The organism is Kitasatospora sp. GAS1066B (genome assembly GCF_041262605.1).
In the GTDB taxonomy this organism is placed as follows: Bacteria; Actinomycetota; Actinomycetes; order Streptomycetales; family Streptomycetaceae; genus Kitasatospora.
The window spans coordinates 271,411-284,491 of the sequence record NZ_JBGCCO010000005.1; the positions used below are offsets into that span (position 1 = coordinate 271,411).

Consider the following 13,081-nt stretch of genomic DNA (forward strand, 5'->3'; position numbering starts at 1 on the left):
GATTTGTCGGAAGCCTCGCGTTGCGCCCCCCGTTCGGGTCAAGCTGCGATCAGCTTGTCGCGTTGCGTTCGTAGACCAGCCGCAGCCCGATCAGCGTCAGCCAGGGCTCGTGCACGTCGATGGTGCTCGCCTCGCCGAGCACCAGGGGGGCCAGGCCACCGGTGGCGATCACCTGGACGTCCTCCGGGTCCTTGGGGGAGAGCTCCTTGGCCATCCTGGTGACCAGCCCGTCCACCTGGCCGGCGAAACCGTAGAGCACGCCGGACTGCATGCCCTCCACGGTGTTCTTGCCGATCACGTTGCGCGGTCTGGCCAGCTCGATCTTGCGCAGCTGGGCGCCGCGCACCCCCAGCGCCTCGACCGAGATCTCGATGCCGGGGGCGATCGCGCCGCCCACGTAGTCGCCGCGCTCGTTGATCGCGTCGAAGGTGGTGGCGGTGCCGAAGTCGACCACGATGCACGGCCCCCCGTACAGGTGGTTGGCGGCCAGCGCGTTGACGATCCGGTCCGCGCCGACCTCCTTGGGGTTGTCCATCAGGACGTGCACCCCGGTCTTCACCCCCGGCGCCACCAACACCGCGGGCACGTCGCCGTAGTAACGACGGGTCACCTCGCGCAGCTCGTGCAGCACGGCGGGCACCGAGGAGCAGATCGCCAGCCCGTCCACCTTCACCTGCTCGGCGCCCGCGCCGCCGACATGACGGCTCATCAGCCCCTGCATCAGCACCGCCAGTTCGTCGGCGGTGCGGCGCGGATCGGTGGAGATCCGCCAGTGGTTGACGACCTCCTCGCCGTCGAACAGGCCGAGCGTGGTCTGGGTGTTGCCGACGTCGATGGTGAGGAGCATGGGCCGCTTTCGTAGGGGGAGCAGGGTCAGGAACGGAGGTCCAGGCCGATGTCCAGGACGGGTGCCGAGTGGGTCAGCGCCCCGACCGCCAGGTAGTCGACACCAGTCTCGGCGACCTCGCGCGCGGTGGCCAGGGTCAGACCGCCGGAAGCCTCCAGCTTGGCCCGGCCCGCGACCAGCCGGACCGCCTCGCCGAGCTCGGCGACGCTGAAGTTGTCCAGCAGGATCAGGTCGGCCCCGGCCTCCAGCACCGGCGGGATCTGGTCGATCCGGTCGACCTCGACCTCGACCTCCAGCTCGGGGTAGGCGGCCCGGACGGCCCGGAAGGCCTCGGCCACGCCGCCCGCGGCGACCACGTGGTTGTCCTTGATCAGCGCGGCGTCGGAGAGCGCCATCCGGTGGTTGACGCCGCCGCCGCAGCGCACCGCGTACTTCTGCAGCGCGCGCAGGCCGGGGTGGGTCTTGCGGGTGTCGCGCACCGCGGCGCCGGTGCCCGCCAGCGCGTCGGCCCAGGCGCGGGTGGCGGTGGCGATGCCGGACAGGTGGCAGAGCAGGTTGAGCGCGCTGCGCTCGGCGGTGAGCAGGTCGCGGGTGCGGCTGCGCACCGAGAGCAGCACCTGGCCGGCCTCGACCCGGTCGCCGTCCTCGACGTGCCGCTCGACCTCGAACTCCTCCTCGCAGATCAGCGAGACCACGGCCTCGGCGATCCGCAGGCCGGCCACCACGCCCGCCTGGCGGGCGGTGAAGTCGGCGGTGGCCACCGCGTCCTCGGGGACGGTGGCCACCGAGGTGACGTCCTCGCCGCCGGCCAGGTCCTCGGCCAGCGCCAGGGTGGCGATGTCCTCGACCTCGACCGGGTCCAGGCCCGCCGCCTCCAGCAGCTCCGCCAGCGCCGGGTCGAGACCGGTCTCGTAGCCCTCGCCGTCGGCGCAGCCGCAGCCCGCGCCGCAGCCGTCCTGCTGGTCGGCGAGCGGCAGTTCTTCGTGCGTGTGGGTCATGGTCGTCAGTGCTCCTCGGCGATGCGGAGGCCGTCCGCGGTCAGGGTGGTGATCAGGTGTCGCTGCCAGTGGACGTCGTCGCGCTCCGGGAAGTCCTCGCGCCAGTGGCAGCCGCGGGTCTCGGCGCGGCGGGCCGCGGCGGTCACCAGGGCGGTGGCGACCAGCAGCAGGTTGGCCGCCTCCCAGGTCTCCACCCGGGGGTCGGCCGGCTTCTCGTCGGCGAGGTGCGCGGCGGCGCCCTCGGCCAGCGCGGCCAGGCCCTCGGCGCTGCCGGCCATGCTCGCGGCCGAGCGCAGCACGCCCGCCCCGCGCGACATCAGCTGCTGCACCTGGGCCCTGGCCTCGGGCGCGGGCAGCGCGACGGCGTGGGCGGCCCGGGCGGCCGCCACGTCCACCGCGCGCTCGGGCAGTTCGCCCGCCCGGTGCCGCTCGGTCAGCTCGGCCGCGATCCGCTCGGCGAAGACCAGGCCCTCCAGCAGCGAGTTGGAGGCCAGCCGGTTGGCGCCGTGCACCCCGGTGCAGGCCACCTCGCCGCAGGCGTACAGGCCGGGCACCGAGGTGCGCCCGTGCAGGTCGGTGCGGACCCCGCCGGAGGCGTAGTGCGCGGCCGGCGCGATCGGGATCAGCTCGGTGACCGGGTCGATGCCGTGCGAGCGGCAGGAGGCCAGGATGGTCGGGAACCGCTCGGCCCACATGGCGGCGCCGAAGTGCCGCCCGTCCAGGTACATGTGCTCGGCGCGCTGGGCCTGCATCTGCCGGGTGATCGCCTTGGCCACGATGTCGCGCGGGGCCAGCTCGTTGAGCTCGTGCTGCCCCAGCATGAAGCGGGTGCCGGCGGCGTCCACCAGGTAGGCGCCCTCGCCGCGCACCGCCTCGGAGATCAGCGGCTGCTGGCCGTGCGCCTCGGGGCCGAGCCAGAGCACGGTCGGGTGGAACTGGACGAACTCCAGGTCGGCCACCTCGGCGCCGGCCCGCAGCGCCAGCGCCACGCCGTCGCCGGTGGAGACCGCCGGGTTGGTGGTGGCCGAGAAGACCTGGCCCATGCCGCCGGTGGCCAGCACCACGGCCTTGGCCCGCAGTGCGCCCACCCCGTCGCGCTGGCCCTCGCCCATCACGTGCAGGGTCAGGCCGGCCGCGTGGCCGTTCTCGTCGGTGAGCAGGTCGAGCACCAGGGCGTGCTCGATCAGCTCCAGGCCTGGGTCGTCGCGCACGGCGGCGACCAGGGCCCGCGATATCTCCGCGCCGGTGGCGTCGCCGCCCGCGTGCGCGATCCGGCGCCGGTGGTGGCCGCCCTCGCGGGTGAGCATGATCTCGCCCGTGGTGTCGGTGTCGAAGGCGGCGCCGACCGCGATCAGCCGGCGCACCGCCCCCGGGCCCTCGGTGACCAGCACCCGCACGGCCTGCTCGTCGCAGACGCCGGCGCCGGCCACCAGGGTGTCGGCCAGGTGCTGTTCGGGGGTGTCCCCCTCGCCCAGGGCGGCGGCTATGCCGCCCTGGGCCCAGCGGGTGGAGCCGTCGTCCAGCATCGCCTTGGTGACCACCGTCACCCGCAGGCCGGCCTGGCGGATGCCGAGCGCGGCGGTGAGCCCGGCCACGCCGGAACCGACCACCACGACATCGGTGGTGGCGGTCCAGCCCGGGGTGGGGGCGGTGAGGCGGTGGGTCACAGGCATGGTGGAGCTCCAGTCGGCAGGTGTTACACGTGGACGGCGTCGCCGCGCAGGGTGTCCGTCCCGGGCAGGGCCTCGGCGGCGTCCGCCCCGGTGCCGGTGATCTTGTTCTCGGCGTCCACGAAGACCACCGTGGGCTGGTAGGCCTTCGCCTCGGCGGTGTCCATCTGCCCGTAGGCGATCAGGATCACCAGGTCGCCGGGGTGGACCAGCCGGGCGGCGGCGCCGTTGATGCCGATCACCCCGGTGCCGCGCGGGCCGGCGATGGTGTAGGTCTCCAGCCGGGCCCCGTTGTTGATGTCGACGATGTGGACCAACTCGCCGGGCAGGATGTCGGCGGCGTCCAGCAGATCCTGGTCCACCGTCACCGAACCGACGTAGTGCAGGTCGGCCTGGGTGACGGTGGCGCGGTGGATCTTGGACTTGAACATGGTGCGAAGCATTACGGGTCACGCCTCCGTAGGTGAGTGCATGCCGAAGGGATAACTGGACTACCTGACCTGAAGGCGAACATTGTCGATCAGGCGGGTACTCCCCACCTTCGCCGCCACGGCCAGTACCGCCTCGCCCTGGAAGTCGTCCGGCGCCTCGACAAAGTCGTGCGGGTCGATCAGGGCGAGGTAGTCGAGGTCGACGCCCGGGGCGTCGTCGAGCACCTGGGCGGCCGCCTCGCGCACGGCCTTGGGGCCGCGTGCGCCGGCGTCCCGCCCGGCGAGCAGGGCGCGGGAGAGCGCCAGCGCCTGCTCGCGCTCGGTCTCGGAGAGGAAGCGGTTGCGCGAGGAGAGCGCCAGGCCGTCCGCCTCCCGGACGGTCGGCACGCCGATCACCTCGACGTCGAAGTCCAGGTCGGCCACCATCCGCTGGATCAGGGCCAGCTGCTGGGCGTCCTTCTCGCCGAAGAAGGCGAAGTCCGGGTCGGTGATGTGCAGCAGCTTGGCCACCACGGTCAGCATGCCGTCGAAGTGACCGGGCCGGGTGACGCCCTCGAACCGCTCGCCCATCGGGCCCGCGGCGAGCCGCACCTGCGGGGTGCCGTTCGGGTAGACCTCCTCGGGCAGCGGGGCGAAGACCACGTCGGCGCCGTGCTCCTCGGCCAGCCGCACGTCGGCGGCCAGCGTGCGCGGGTAGCGGTCCAGGTCCTCGCTCGGGGCGAACTGCAGCGGGTTGACGAAGACCGTCACGGCCACCCGGCCGTCCGGGCCGACCTCCTTGCGGGCCGCCCGGATCAGCGCGGCGTGGCCCTCGTGCAGGGCGCCCATGGTCATCACGACCGCGTTGTCCACCGGGCTCTCGTCGGGCCAGAAGGCCGCCTCGAAGTCGGTGACGGTGTGGGTGAGCTGCGCCGTGCGCACCTTGGGCGCCTTGGCGGCGGGCTTGGGGCGGGCCATCACTTCTCCTCGTTGAGTACGTCCAGCAGCGAGGCCGCCGCTTCGTCCGTCAGCGTCCCGTGCGCCAGCGCCCGCTGCGCGGTGGCCTTCGCCATCGCCCGGTAGGCCGCCGGGATGTCCGGAGACACGGTAGTCAGCTGCGCCAGGTGGCGGCGCACGGTGCCCGCGTCGCCGCGGGCGACCGGGCCGGTCAGCGCGGCGTCGCCGGCCCGCAGGCTGTTGTCCAGCGCGGCGCCGAGCAGCGGGGCGAGCAGCCGGCCCGGCTCGGCCACGCCGGCCACCCGCAGCAGCTCGATGGCCTGCGCGACCAGGGTGACCAGGTGGTTCGCGCCGTGCGCGAGGGCGGTGTGGTAGAGCGCGCGGACCTGCTCGGGCACCCACTCGGGCTCGCCGCCCATCTCCACCACCAGGGCCTCGGCCACCGGGCGCAACTCCTCGGGGGCGGTCACCCCGAAGGGGCAGCCGGCCAGCCGGGCCACGTCGACCGAGGTGCCGGTGAAGGTCATCGCCGGGTGCAGCGCCAGTGGCAGCGCCCCGGCCCGGGTGGCCGGGGTCAGGATGCCGACGCCGTGCGCGCCCGAGGCGTGCACCAGCAGCTGGCCCGGGCGGATCGCGCCGGTGGTGGCCAGGCCCGCGACCAGGTCGGCCAGCGCGTCGTCGGGGACGGTCAGCAGGACCAGGTCGGCGGCGGCCAGCACCTGAGGGGGCGTCACCAGGCGCACCCCGGGCAGCAGCGCCTCGGCGCGGCGGCGGGAGAGGGCGGAGACACCGGAGGCGGCCACCACCTGGTGGCCGGCCAGCTGCAGGGCCGCGCCGAGCGCGGTGCCGACCCGCCCGGTGCCGACCACGCCCACGGCCAGGCGCGCGGGACGGCCCGCCGGGTCGTCCGGGTCGGGGAGGTCGAACAGGTCGGAGGTGTTCACGGTCTGCGTTCCAGTCCTCTACGGGTACCAGACGGTCCGTCCCATCCTACGGCCCGCCCGCTGCGCCCCGGACAGGACTCAGACGTGCCCGCCCGCCCGCAGCAGCCCGGCCTCGTAGGCGAGCACCACGGCCTGGACCCGGTCGCGCAGGCTCAGCTTGGCCAGGATCCGCCCGACGTGGGTCTTCACGGTGGCCTCGGAGAGGGTCAGCGCGGCGGCGATCTCGCCGTTCGACAGGCCCTGGGCGACCAGCAGGAAGACCTCGCGCTCGCGCTCGGTCAGCGCCTTCAGGGTGGGCGGGCCGCTCTGCGCCTGGGGGAGCGGGAGGACCTCGGCGAACTGGTCGATCATCCGGCGGGTGGTGGTCGGGGCGACCACCGCGTCGCCCGCGTGCACCGCGCGGATCGCGGTGACCAGCTCGGTGGGCGGCACGTCCTTGAGCAGGAAGCCGCTGGCGCCGGCCTTGAGCGCCGCGAAGGCGTACTCGTCCAGGTCGAAGGTGGTCAGGATGAGCACCTTGGGCACGTCCGGCAGCGGTGCGCCCTCGGCGTCCAGGCAGATCCGCCGGGTGGCCTGGACGCCGTCGAGCCGGGGCATCCGGACGTCCATCAGGATCACGTCCACCGCGGTCCGGGCCAGCACCTCCAGCGCTTGGGCGCCGTCGCCGGCCTCGGCGACGATCTCGATGTCGGGCTGGGACTGGAGGACCATCCGGAAGCCGGTGCGCAGCAGTTCCTGGTCGTCGACGAGCATCACGCGGATGGTCACTTCGGGCTCTCCTTCGGTCGAGCAACGGTCGAGCGGCTAGCGGGCGGCTAGCGAGCGGCTAGCGGGCGGTCTTGAGCGGGAGGACGGCGCGGATCCGGAACCCGCCGCCGGGGCGCGGCCCGGCGTCCAGGCTGCCGCTGACCATGCCGATCCGCTCGCGCATGCCGATCAGGCCGTGCCCCTGCCCGTCCAGACCACCACGGGTGAGCTGCTCGTCGGTGCTGCCACGTCCGTCGTCCTCGATCAATACGTTCAGGTCGCGGTCGCCGAAGTCCACCGCGACCCGGGCGCTGACGTTCGGGCCGCCGTGCTTGCGCACGTTGGTCAGCGCCTCCTGGACGATCCGGTAGACCGTCAGCTCGACCCCGCGGGGCAGCTCGCGGACCTCCCCGGAGGTGGAGTACGCGACCGGCAGCCCGGCGGTGCGGACCTGGTCGAGCAGGTCGGGGAGCTCCTCGACGCCCGGCTGCGGCACGTACTCCTCGGTCGCGTCGGCGGTGCGCAGCACGCCCAGCAGGCGGCGCATCTCGACCAGTGCCTGCCGTCCGGTGGAGGCGATGGTGGACAGCGCCTCCTTGGCCTGCTGCGGCGAGTTGTCCATCACGTAGGCCGCGCCGTCGGCCTGGACGATCATCACCGAGACGTTGTGCGCGACCACGTCGTGCAGCTCGCGGGCGATCCGGGCCCGCTCGGCGGCCACCGCCACCTTGGCCTGGGCGTCGCGCTCGCGCTCCAGCCGCTCGGCGCGGTCCTCCAGCTCGGTCAGGTAGGCGCGGCGGACCCGGGTGAGCCGGCCCCAGGCCCAGCAGAGGATGAACGGGGTGGAGAGCAGCGCGGCCACGAAGGACTGCTGCAGGAAGCCGTGCCCGGGCGGGCCGTTGTCCGAGGTCTTGTGCAGCATCCCGACCGTGAGCGGCCCGGCGAGCAGGCCGCCGGCCAGCGCGAACCGGGAGATCCACGGGGCACCGAAGGCGGCGCCGGTGTAGACGAAGACCAGGTAGCCGATCGAGGAGGCGTCCGGGGCGATCTGGGCGGCCGCCTGGGCCAGGCCCAGCAGCAGTCCGGCGGTCACGGCCAGGTTCGGCCAGCGGCGGCGCACCAGCATCAACGCGAAGATCAGCACCGAGATGACGTAGTAGCCGGTCTGGTGCCAGCCCTCGTTGTTGACGTTGGAGACCACTGCCAGGAAGAGCACGACGGACGCCCAGGCGCCATCGACCACCATGGGGTGTCCGCGAAGCCAGGCGTTGAGTCGATGCACGTGACAAGCGTAGGCAGACCGCAGCGGCGCTCCCCTCCACCGCGAGGGCGATCCCCGCATCGTCCGCAGGTCGGAGCCCGGTACGGTCGCGAGCATGACCTGGATGCGCTGGCGCCCCGCCATGGAACGGGCCCTGTACGGGGCACAGGGCGGTTTCTACCGCAGGCCGGAGGGCCCGGCGGGGCACTTCAGGACCTCGGTGCACGCCTCCGCCCAGTACGGGTCGGCGGTGGGCCGGCTGCTGCTCGAGGTGGACGAGGCGCTCGGCCACCCGCCGGAGATCGCCCTGATCGACGTCGGGGCCGGGCGCGGCGAGCTGGTCGGCGCGCTCTGCGACCTGCTCCCCGGGCGGCTGCGCGCCTACGGGGTCGAGCTGGCCGCGCGCCCCGACGGCCTGCCCGCCCAGGTGCGGTGGACCGAGCGGGTGCCCGAGGGGGCGGTCGGGCTGCTCTTCGCCAACGAGTGGCTGGACAACGTGCCGCTGGAGATCGCCGAGCGGGACGAGGCGGGGGTGCTGCGCTACGTCGAGGTCAGCACGACGGGTGAGGAGCGGCTGGGGGCGCCGTTGACGGGGGCGGACGCGGCCTGGGCACAAGAGTGGTGGCCGGCGGGAGAACAGGCCGAGGGGGAGAGAGTCGAGCTGGGCGGGCCGCGGGACGAGGCGTGGGCGGCGGCGGTCGGCGCGCTGGAGCGGGGGCTCGCGGTGGCGGTGGACTACGCGCACCGGACGTCGGACCGGCCGACCTTCGGGACGCTGACCGGTTTCCGGGACGGGCGCGAGGTGCCGCCGGTGCCGGACGGCAGCTGCGATCTGACGGCGCATGTGGCGCTGGACTCGGTGGCGGTCCCGGGCATCCACAGCCTGTGGACAACCCAGCGGGCCGCGCTGCGCGCCCTCGGGGTGGACGGCACCCGGCCGCCGCTCGCGCTCGCCACCGAGGACCCGGCCGGCTACCTGCGGGCGCTGGCCGCCGCCGGGGAGGCGGCCGAGCTGACCGCGAGCGCCGGGCTCGGCGGCTTCGGCTGGCTGCTCCAGGCTGTCCGGATGCCGGTACCGCGGAGCTTCCAGGGCCTGCCGGGATGGCAGACTCTGGAGGCATGAGCAGCTTGAGGGAGACCACGGTCGGCATCGGCGCAGGTGCAGAGAACACCGCGACCGACATGGTGCTGAACATCGGTCCGCAGCACCCGGCCACCCACGGCGTGCTCCGCCTCAAGCTGGTGCTGGACGGCGAGCGGATCGTCTCCGCCGAGCCGATCATCGGCTACATGCACCGCGGCGCCGAGAAGCTCTTCGAGGCCCGCGACTACCGGCAGATCATCATGCTGGCCAACCGGCACGACTGGCTCTCCGCCTTCGCCAACGAGCTGGGCGTGGTGCTCGCCGTCGAGCGGATGCTCGGCATGGAGGTGCCGGAGCGCGCGGTGTGGACCCGCACCCTGCTCGCCGAGCTCAACCGGGTGCTCAACCACCTGATGTTCATCGGCTCCTACCCGCTGGAGCTGGGCGGCATCACCCCCGTCTTCTACGCCTTCCACAGCCGCGAGGAGCTCCAGCAGGTGCTGGAGGAGGCCAGCGGCGGGCGGATGCACTACATGTTCAACCGGGTCGGCGGCCTCAAGGAGGACCTGCCGGCCGGCTGGCTCGGCCGGGTCAGGGCGGCGGTCGCCGCCGTCCGCGCCCAGCTGCCGGTGTACCAGAACCTGGTGCTCGGCAACGAGATCTTCCGGGCCAGGACGGCGGGCGTCGGGGTGCTCGCCCCCGAGCACGTGCACGCCTACGGCATCACCGGGCCGATCGCCCGGGCCAGCGGCGTCGACTTCGACCTGCGCCGCGACGAGCCCTACCTGGCCTACGGCGAGCTGCAGGACGTGCTCACCGTCGCGCTGCGCGAGGAGGGCGACTGCCTGGCCCGGTTCGAGTGCCTGCTGGAGCAGACCGCCAACTCGCTGGACCTGGCCGACGCCTGCCTGGACCGGCTGGCCGGGCTGCCGGCCGGCCCGGTCAACCTGCGGCTGCCCAAGGTGCTCAAGGCCCCCGAGGGCGAGACCTACGCCTGGACCGAGAACCCGCTCGGCGTCAACGGCTACTACCTGGTCTCGCGCGGCGACAAGACGCCGTGGCGGCTCAAGCTCCGCTCGGCGTCCTTCAACAACATCCAGGCGCTGACCGAGCTGCTGCCCGGCACCCTGGTGGCCGACATGGTCGCGATCCTCGGGTCGATGTTCTTCGTGGTCGGCGACATCGACAAGTAGTTACTTCTTCGGCCGCTTCGGGTCGGCCGACCCCTTTCGATTTCCGGCGTCCGCCGGGTGGGGCGCCAGCTTCCGGTCGCCCTTGGCCTTGATCCGCTGCTCGCACAGCTCGACCAGCACGGCGTAGGCCTCGGCGCCCATCAGCTCGGTCAGCTCGGCGCGGTAGCCGACGTAGACCGGGTCGGGGGCCTGGTGCGCCTCCGAGCTGCTGGTGCACCACCAGTGCAGGTCGTGGCCGCCCGGGCCCCAGCCGCGCCGGTCGTACTCGCCGATCGACACCTGAAGGTAGCGGGTGTCGTCCGGGCGGTCGATCCAGTCGTAGGTGCGGCGGATCGGCAGCTGCCAGCAGACGTCCGGCTTCGTCTCCAGCGGCTCCTTGCCCTCCTCGAGGGCCAGCGTGTGCAGCGCGCAGCCCTGGCCGCCGGCGAAGCCAGGGCGGTTGAGGAAGATGCAGGCGCCGTCCACCCGGCGGGTCTGCCGGTCGCCGTCCTCGTCCAGCATGGTGATGCCGCCGTCGAGCTTGAGCCGGCCCTTCTTGTCGGTGCCCTGCTCGAAGTACTGCCAGGTCTCGGGGGTGAGCCGCTTGGCGTGCTCGACCACCCGCTGCTCGTCGTCCTCGTCCGAGTAGTGCGCACCCAGCGTGCAGCAGCCGTCGGACTCACCGCGCCCGGGGCGGATGCCGTGGCAGCCCTGGCCGAAGATGCAGCCCCAGCGGGAGGTCAGCCAGGTGAGGTCGCAGCGGAAGACCTGCTCGGGGTCGGCGGGGTCGGCGAACTCGACCCAGGCGCGGGGGAAGTCCAGCCCGACCTCGGGGAGAGGCTTCTTGCTGGTGGGGGCGGGGATGTCGATGGCGGCCACCCGGCCAAGGGTAGCCGCCATCGCCGCCGGTCCGGTCAGGCCCGGAGGAACGCCTCCAGCGCGGTGGCGAAGGCGACCGGGGTCTCGTACATCGGGTAGTGCCCGGTGGCCGGCAGCACCCGCAGCTCGGCGTTCGGATAGAGCGGCTGCCAGCCGGTGCGGAAGGTCTCCGCGGTGAGCGCCAGGTCGTGCTCGCCGATGAAGACGCCGACCGGCAGTTCGAGCCCGGTGAGCTTCGCGGCGAAGTCCTGGCCGGTCCACTCCGTCAGGTAGGCGTCGAAGGCGTCGGTGCGGCTGGTGGCGGTGGAGCGGGCCACCATCCGGTCCAGCCAGATCGGGTTGGCGCGGTGCCCGGTGACCAGGTCCAGGATCATCCGGCGGGCGGTGAAGTTCTGCGCGGCGGCCTCGAACAGGGCCCGGCCCTGCTCGTCCAACGGGTAGGCCGCCGCCGGCACCGGCGCGATGCCGGCCAGCTTGCGCACCCGGTGCGGCGCCTGGAGCAGCACCCGCTGCGCCGCCTTGCCGCCCATCGAGTGGCCGACCAGCGAGAACCGCTCCCAGCCCAAATCGTCGGCCAGCGCCAGCGCGTCGGCTGCGATCTCGGCCAGGGTGTACTCGCCGGGCACCTCGACCCGGTCGCCGTAGCCGCGGTAGTCCAGGAAGGCGTAGCCGAAAGTCGATTTGTCCAGGTAGTCGAGGAACGGGCCCCAGCCCGCCGAGGTGCCGAACCAGTCGTGCAGGACGATGACCTTGTGCTCGCCGGCACCCAGGCGGCGGTGACTGATCGTCATGAGGCGTGGCTCCCAAGTAGTCGATGGGATGTCGGAGGGGACGTCAGCTGACCAGGCTGGCCTGAACCGGCGCTGCTCGGCAATCGAACAGGCGGGATTTCCGCAGGTGCCGTGGCGTAGCGTGGTGGATTATGCGACTCGGTGTGCTCGACGTAGGTTCCAACACCGTCCACTTCCTCGTGGTGGACGCCCACCCCGGTGCCGCCCCGCTGCCCGCGTACTCGCACAAGGCGGAGCTGCGGCTCGCGGAACTGCTCGACGAGCGGGGGGCGATCAGCGCGGACGGCGTCCAGCGGCTGATCGACCACATCGCCTCCTCGCTCCGGGTCGCCGAGGACAAGGGCGTGGTCGACCTGCTGCCGTTCGCCACCTCGGCGGTGCGCGAGGCGGCCAACGGCGAGGCGGTGCTGCGCCAGGTCGAGGAGCAGACCGGGGTGGAGCTCACCGTGCTCTCCGGGCAGGACGAGGCGCGGCTGACCTTCCTCGCGGTGCGCCGCTGGTTCGGCTGGTCCTCCGGGCGGCTGCTCGACCTGGACATCGGCGGCGGCTCGCTGGAGATCGCCTGCGGTATCGACGAGCAGCCGGACACCGCCGTCTCGCTGCCGCTGGGCGCGGGCCGGCTGACCGCCGGCTGGCTGCCGGGCGACGTGGCCGACCCGGACGCGGTGCGCGAGCTGCGCCGGCACATCCGGGCGGCGATCGCCGGGGTGATCGCCGAGGTGGCCAGACTCGGGCCGCCGGACCACGCGGTGGCCACCTCCAAGACCTTCAAGCAGCTGGCCCGGATGACCGGCGCCGCGCCCGCCGAGGCCGGGCCACGGGTGCCGCGCAAGCTGAGCCGCGCCGGCCTGGCGGCCTGGCTGCCCAGGCTCGCCGCGATGACGGCGGCCGAGCGGGCCAAGATCCCCGGGGTCTCCGAGGGCCGGTCCCGTCAGCTGCTGGCCGGGGCGCTGGTGGCGGACGCGGCGATGGACCTGTTCGGCCTCGAGGAGCTGGACATCTGCCCGTGGGCGCTGCGTGAGGGCATCATCCTGCGGCGACTGGACAGCATGGGCCAGCCCGGCGGGACGCCGCTCGTGGCGCAGTCCGCATAACCTGTCTCCCGTACCTGTCTCCCGTGGAGGACGAGTCTTTGGTGGCGGACGAGCAGCCCCAGGAGCGGACCGAGGCCGAGCGGGCCGAGGCCCGCCCACGGCGGCGCACCGCCAAGGCCGCCGCCGCGCCGCAGCCCCGGCTGCCCAGGGCCGCGCGCCGCAAGGCGACTCCACCGCGCCGCGACCCGCTGCTGCGCACCACCGACCGGCTGGTGCTGCCGGCGCAC

The 13,081-nt window shown here is 73.5% G+C and carries 13 protein-coding genes; 3 read left to right on the top strand and 10 right to left on the bottom strand.

Going from position 1 to position 13,081, the window contains the following annotated elements:
* Positions 1-49 precede the first annotated feature (49 nt).
* The 8 genes from ABH937_RS07675 to ABH937_RS07710 all read right to left on the bottom strand — a co-directional run bounded on the left by ABH937_RS07675 (position 50) and on the right by ABH937_RS07710 (position 7,855).
* Entirely contained in the window at positions 50-847 is a 798-nt protein-coding gene (locus tag ABH937_RS07675) for a type III pantothenate kinase (RefSeq protein ID WP_280688148.1), read from the bottom strand.
* 26 nt (positions 848-873) lie between these two features.
* Positions 874-1,845: a carboxylating nicotinate-nucleotide diphosphorylase gene (nadC, locus tag ABH937_RS07680; protein ID WP_280688147.1), complete on the bottom strand. Its 972-nt coding sequence runs from the start codon at positions 1,843-1,845 to the stop codon at positions 874-876.
* A gap of 5 nt (positions 1,846-1,850) precedes the next feature.
* Positions 1,851-3,518 carry an L-aspartate oxidase gene (locus tag ABH937_RS07685; protein ID WP_370217660.1) on the bottom strand — a complete coding sequence of 556 codons (1,668 nt, stop codon included), beginning with the start codon at positions 3,516-3,518 and terminating at the stop codon, positions 1,851-1,853.
* Between the two features lie 23 nt (positions 3,519-3,541).
* Positions 3,542-3,958 carry an aspartate 1-decarboxylase gene (gene panD / locus ABH937_RS07690; protein ID WP_370217661.1) on the bottom strand — a complete coding sequence of 139 codons (417 nt, stop codon included), beginning with the start codon at positions 3,956-3,958 and terminating at the stop codon, positions 3,542-3,544.
* Positions 3,959-4,006: 48 nt separating this feature from the next.
* Positions 4,007-4,903, bottom strand: coding sequence for a pantoate--beta-alanine ligase (gene panC, locus ABH937_RS07695; RefSeq protein ID WP_280688141.1), 897 nt, complete (start codon positions 4,901-4,903; stop codon positions 4,007-4,009).
* The gene (locus ABH937_RS07700) at positions 4,903-5,826 is read right to left on the bottom strand and encodes a Rossmann-like and DUF2520 domain-containing protein (protein ID WP_370217663.1); all 924 of its coding nucleotides are present in this window, start codon (positions 5,824-5,826) and stop codon (positions 4,903-4,905) included. Before ABH937_RS07700 ends, panC begins: the two co-directional genes overlap by 1 nt.
* 78 nt (positions 5,827-5,904) lie before the next feature.
* Positions 5,905-6,594, bottom strand: a complete 690-nt coding sequence (locus ABH937_RS07705; RefSeq protein WP_280688137.1) for a response regulator transcription factor — start codon at positions 6,592-6,594, stop codon at positions 5,905-5,907.
* Between the two features lie 58 nt (positions 6,595-6,652).
* The gene (locus tag ABH937_RS07710; RefSeq protein ID WP_280688135.1) at positions 6,653-7,855 is read right to left on the bottom strand and encodes a sensor histidine kinase; all 1,203 of its coding nucleotides are present in this window, start codon (positions 7,853-7,855) and stop codon (positions 6,653-6,655) included.
* Positions 7,856-7,949: 94 nt separating this feature from the next.
* Here ABH937_RS07710 and ABH937_RS07715 point away from each other — a divergent pair, with 94 nt between their 5' ends.
* Both ABH937_RS07715 and ABH937_RS07720 read left to right on the top strand, forming a co-directional pair.
* Positions 7,950-8,957 carry an SAM-dependent methyltransferase gene (locus tag ABH937_RS07715; protein ID WP_280688133.1) on the top strand — a complete coding sequence of 336 codons (1,008 nt, stop codon included), beginning with the start codon at positions 7,950-7,952 and terminating at the stop codon, positions 8,955-8,957.
* Between the two features lie 5 nt (positions 8,958-8,962).
* The gene (locus tag ABH937_RS07720) at positions 8,963-10,111 is read left to right on the top strand and encodes an NADH-quinone oxidoreductase subunit D (RefSeq protein ID WP_280688685.1); all 1,149 of its coding nucleotides are present in this window, start codon (positions 8,963-8,965) and stop codon (positions 10,109-10,111) included.
* Here ABH937_RS07720 and ABH937_RS07725 read toward each other — a convergent pair whose 3' ends face one another.
* Positions 10,112-10,990, bottom strand: a complete 879-nt coding sequence (locus ABH937_RS07725) for a hypothetical protein (RefSeq protein WP_370145776.1) — start codon at positions 10,988-10,990, stop codon at positions 10,112-10,114.
* A gap of 14 nt (positions 10,991-11,004) precedes the next feature.
* Positions 11,005-11,760 carry an alpha/beta hydrolase gene (locus ABH937_RS07730; RefSeq protein WP_280688130.1) on the bottom strand — a complete coding sequence of 252 codons (756 nt, stop codon included), beginning with the start codon at positions 11,758-11,760 and terminating at the stop codon, positions 11,005-11,007.
* Positions 11,761-11,891: 131 nt separating this feature from the next.
* On the opposite strand from ABH937_RS07730, the gene ABH937_RS07735 reads away from it, so the two are divergent.
* Positions 11,892-12,854, top strand: a complete 963-nt coding sequence (locus tag ABH937_RS07735) for a Ppx/GppA phosphatase family protein (RefSeq protein WP_280688129.1) — start codon at positions 11,892-11,894, stop codon at positions 12,852-12,854.
* Positions 12,855-13,081: the final 227 nt, after the last annotated feature.

Bases quoted from the DNA above. Each gene is read 5' to 3' on its own strand.
- ABH937_RS07675 (WP_280688148.1), bottom strand. From the start codon at position 847: ATGCTCCTCACCATCGACGTCGGCAACACCCAGACCACGCTCGGCCTG.
- nadC (WP_280688147.1), bottom strand. From the start codon at position 1,845: ATGACCCACACGCACGAAGAACTGCCGCTCGCCGACCAGCAGGACGGC.
- ABH937_RS07685 (WP_370217660.1), bottom strand. From the start codon at position 3,518: ATGCCTGTGACCCACCGCCTCACCGCCCCCACCCCGGGCTGGACCGCC.
- panD (WP_370217661.1), bottom strand. From the start codon at position 3,958: ATGCTTCGCACCATGTTCAAGTCCAAGATCCACCGCGCCACCGTCACC.
- panC (WP_280688141.1), bottom strand. From the start codon at position 4,903: ATGGCCCGCCCCAAGCCCGCCGCCAAGGCGCCCAAGGTGCGCACGGCG.
- ABH937_RS07715 (WP_280688133.1), top strand. From the start codon at position 7,950: ATGACCTGGATGCGCTGGCGCCCCGCCATGGAACGGGCCCTGTACGGG.
- ABH937_RS07725 (WP_370145776.1), bottom strand. From the start codon at position 10,990: ATGGCGGCTACCCTTGGCCGGGTGGCCGCCATCGACATCCCCGCCCCC.
- ABH937_RS07730 (WP_280688130.1), bottom strand. From the start codon at position 11,760: ATGACGATCAGTCACCGCCGCCTGGGTGCCGGCGAGCACAAGGTCATC.
- ABH937_RS07735 (WP_280688129.1), top strand. From the start codon at position 11,892: ATGCGACTCGGTGTGCTCGACGTAGGTTCCAACACCGTCCACTTCCTC.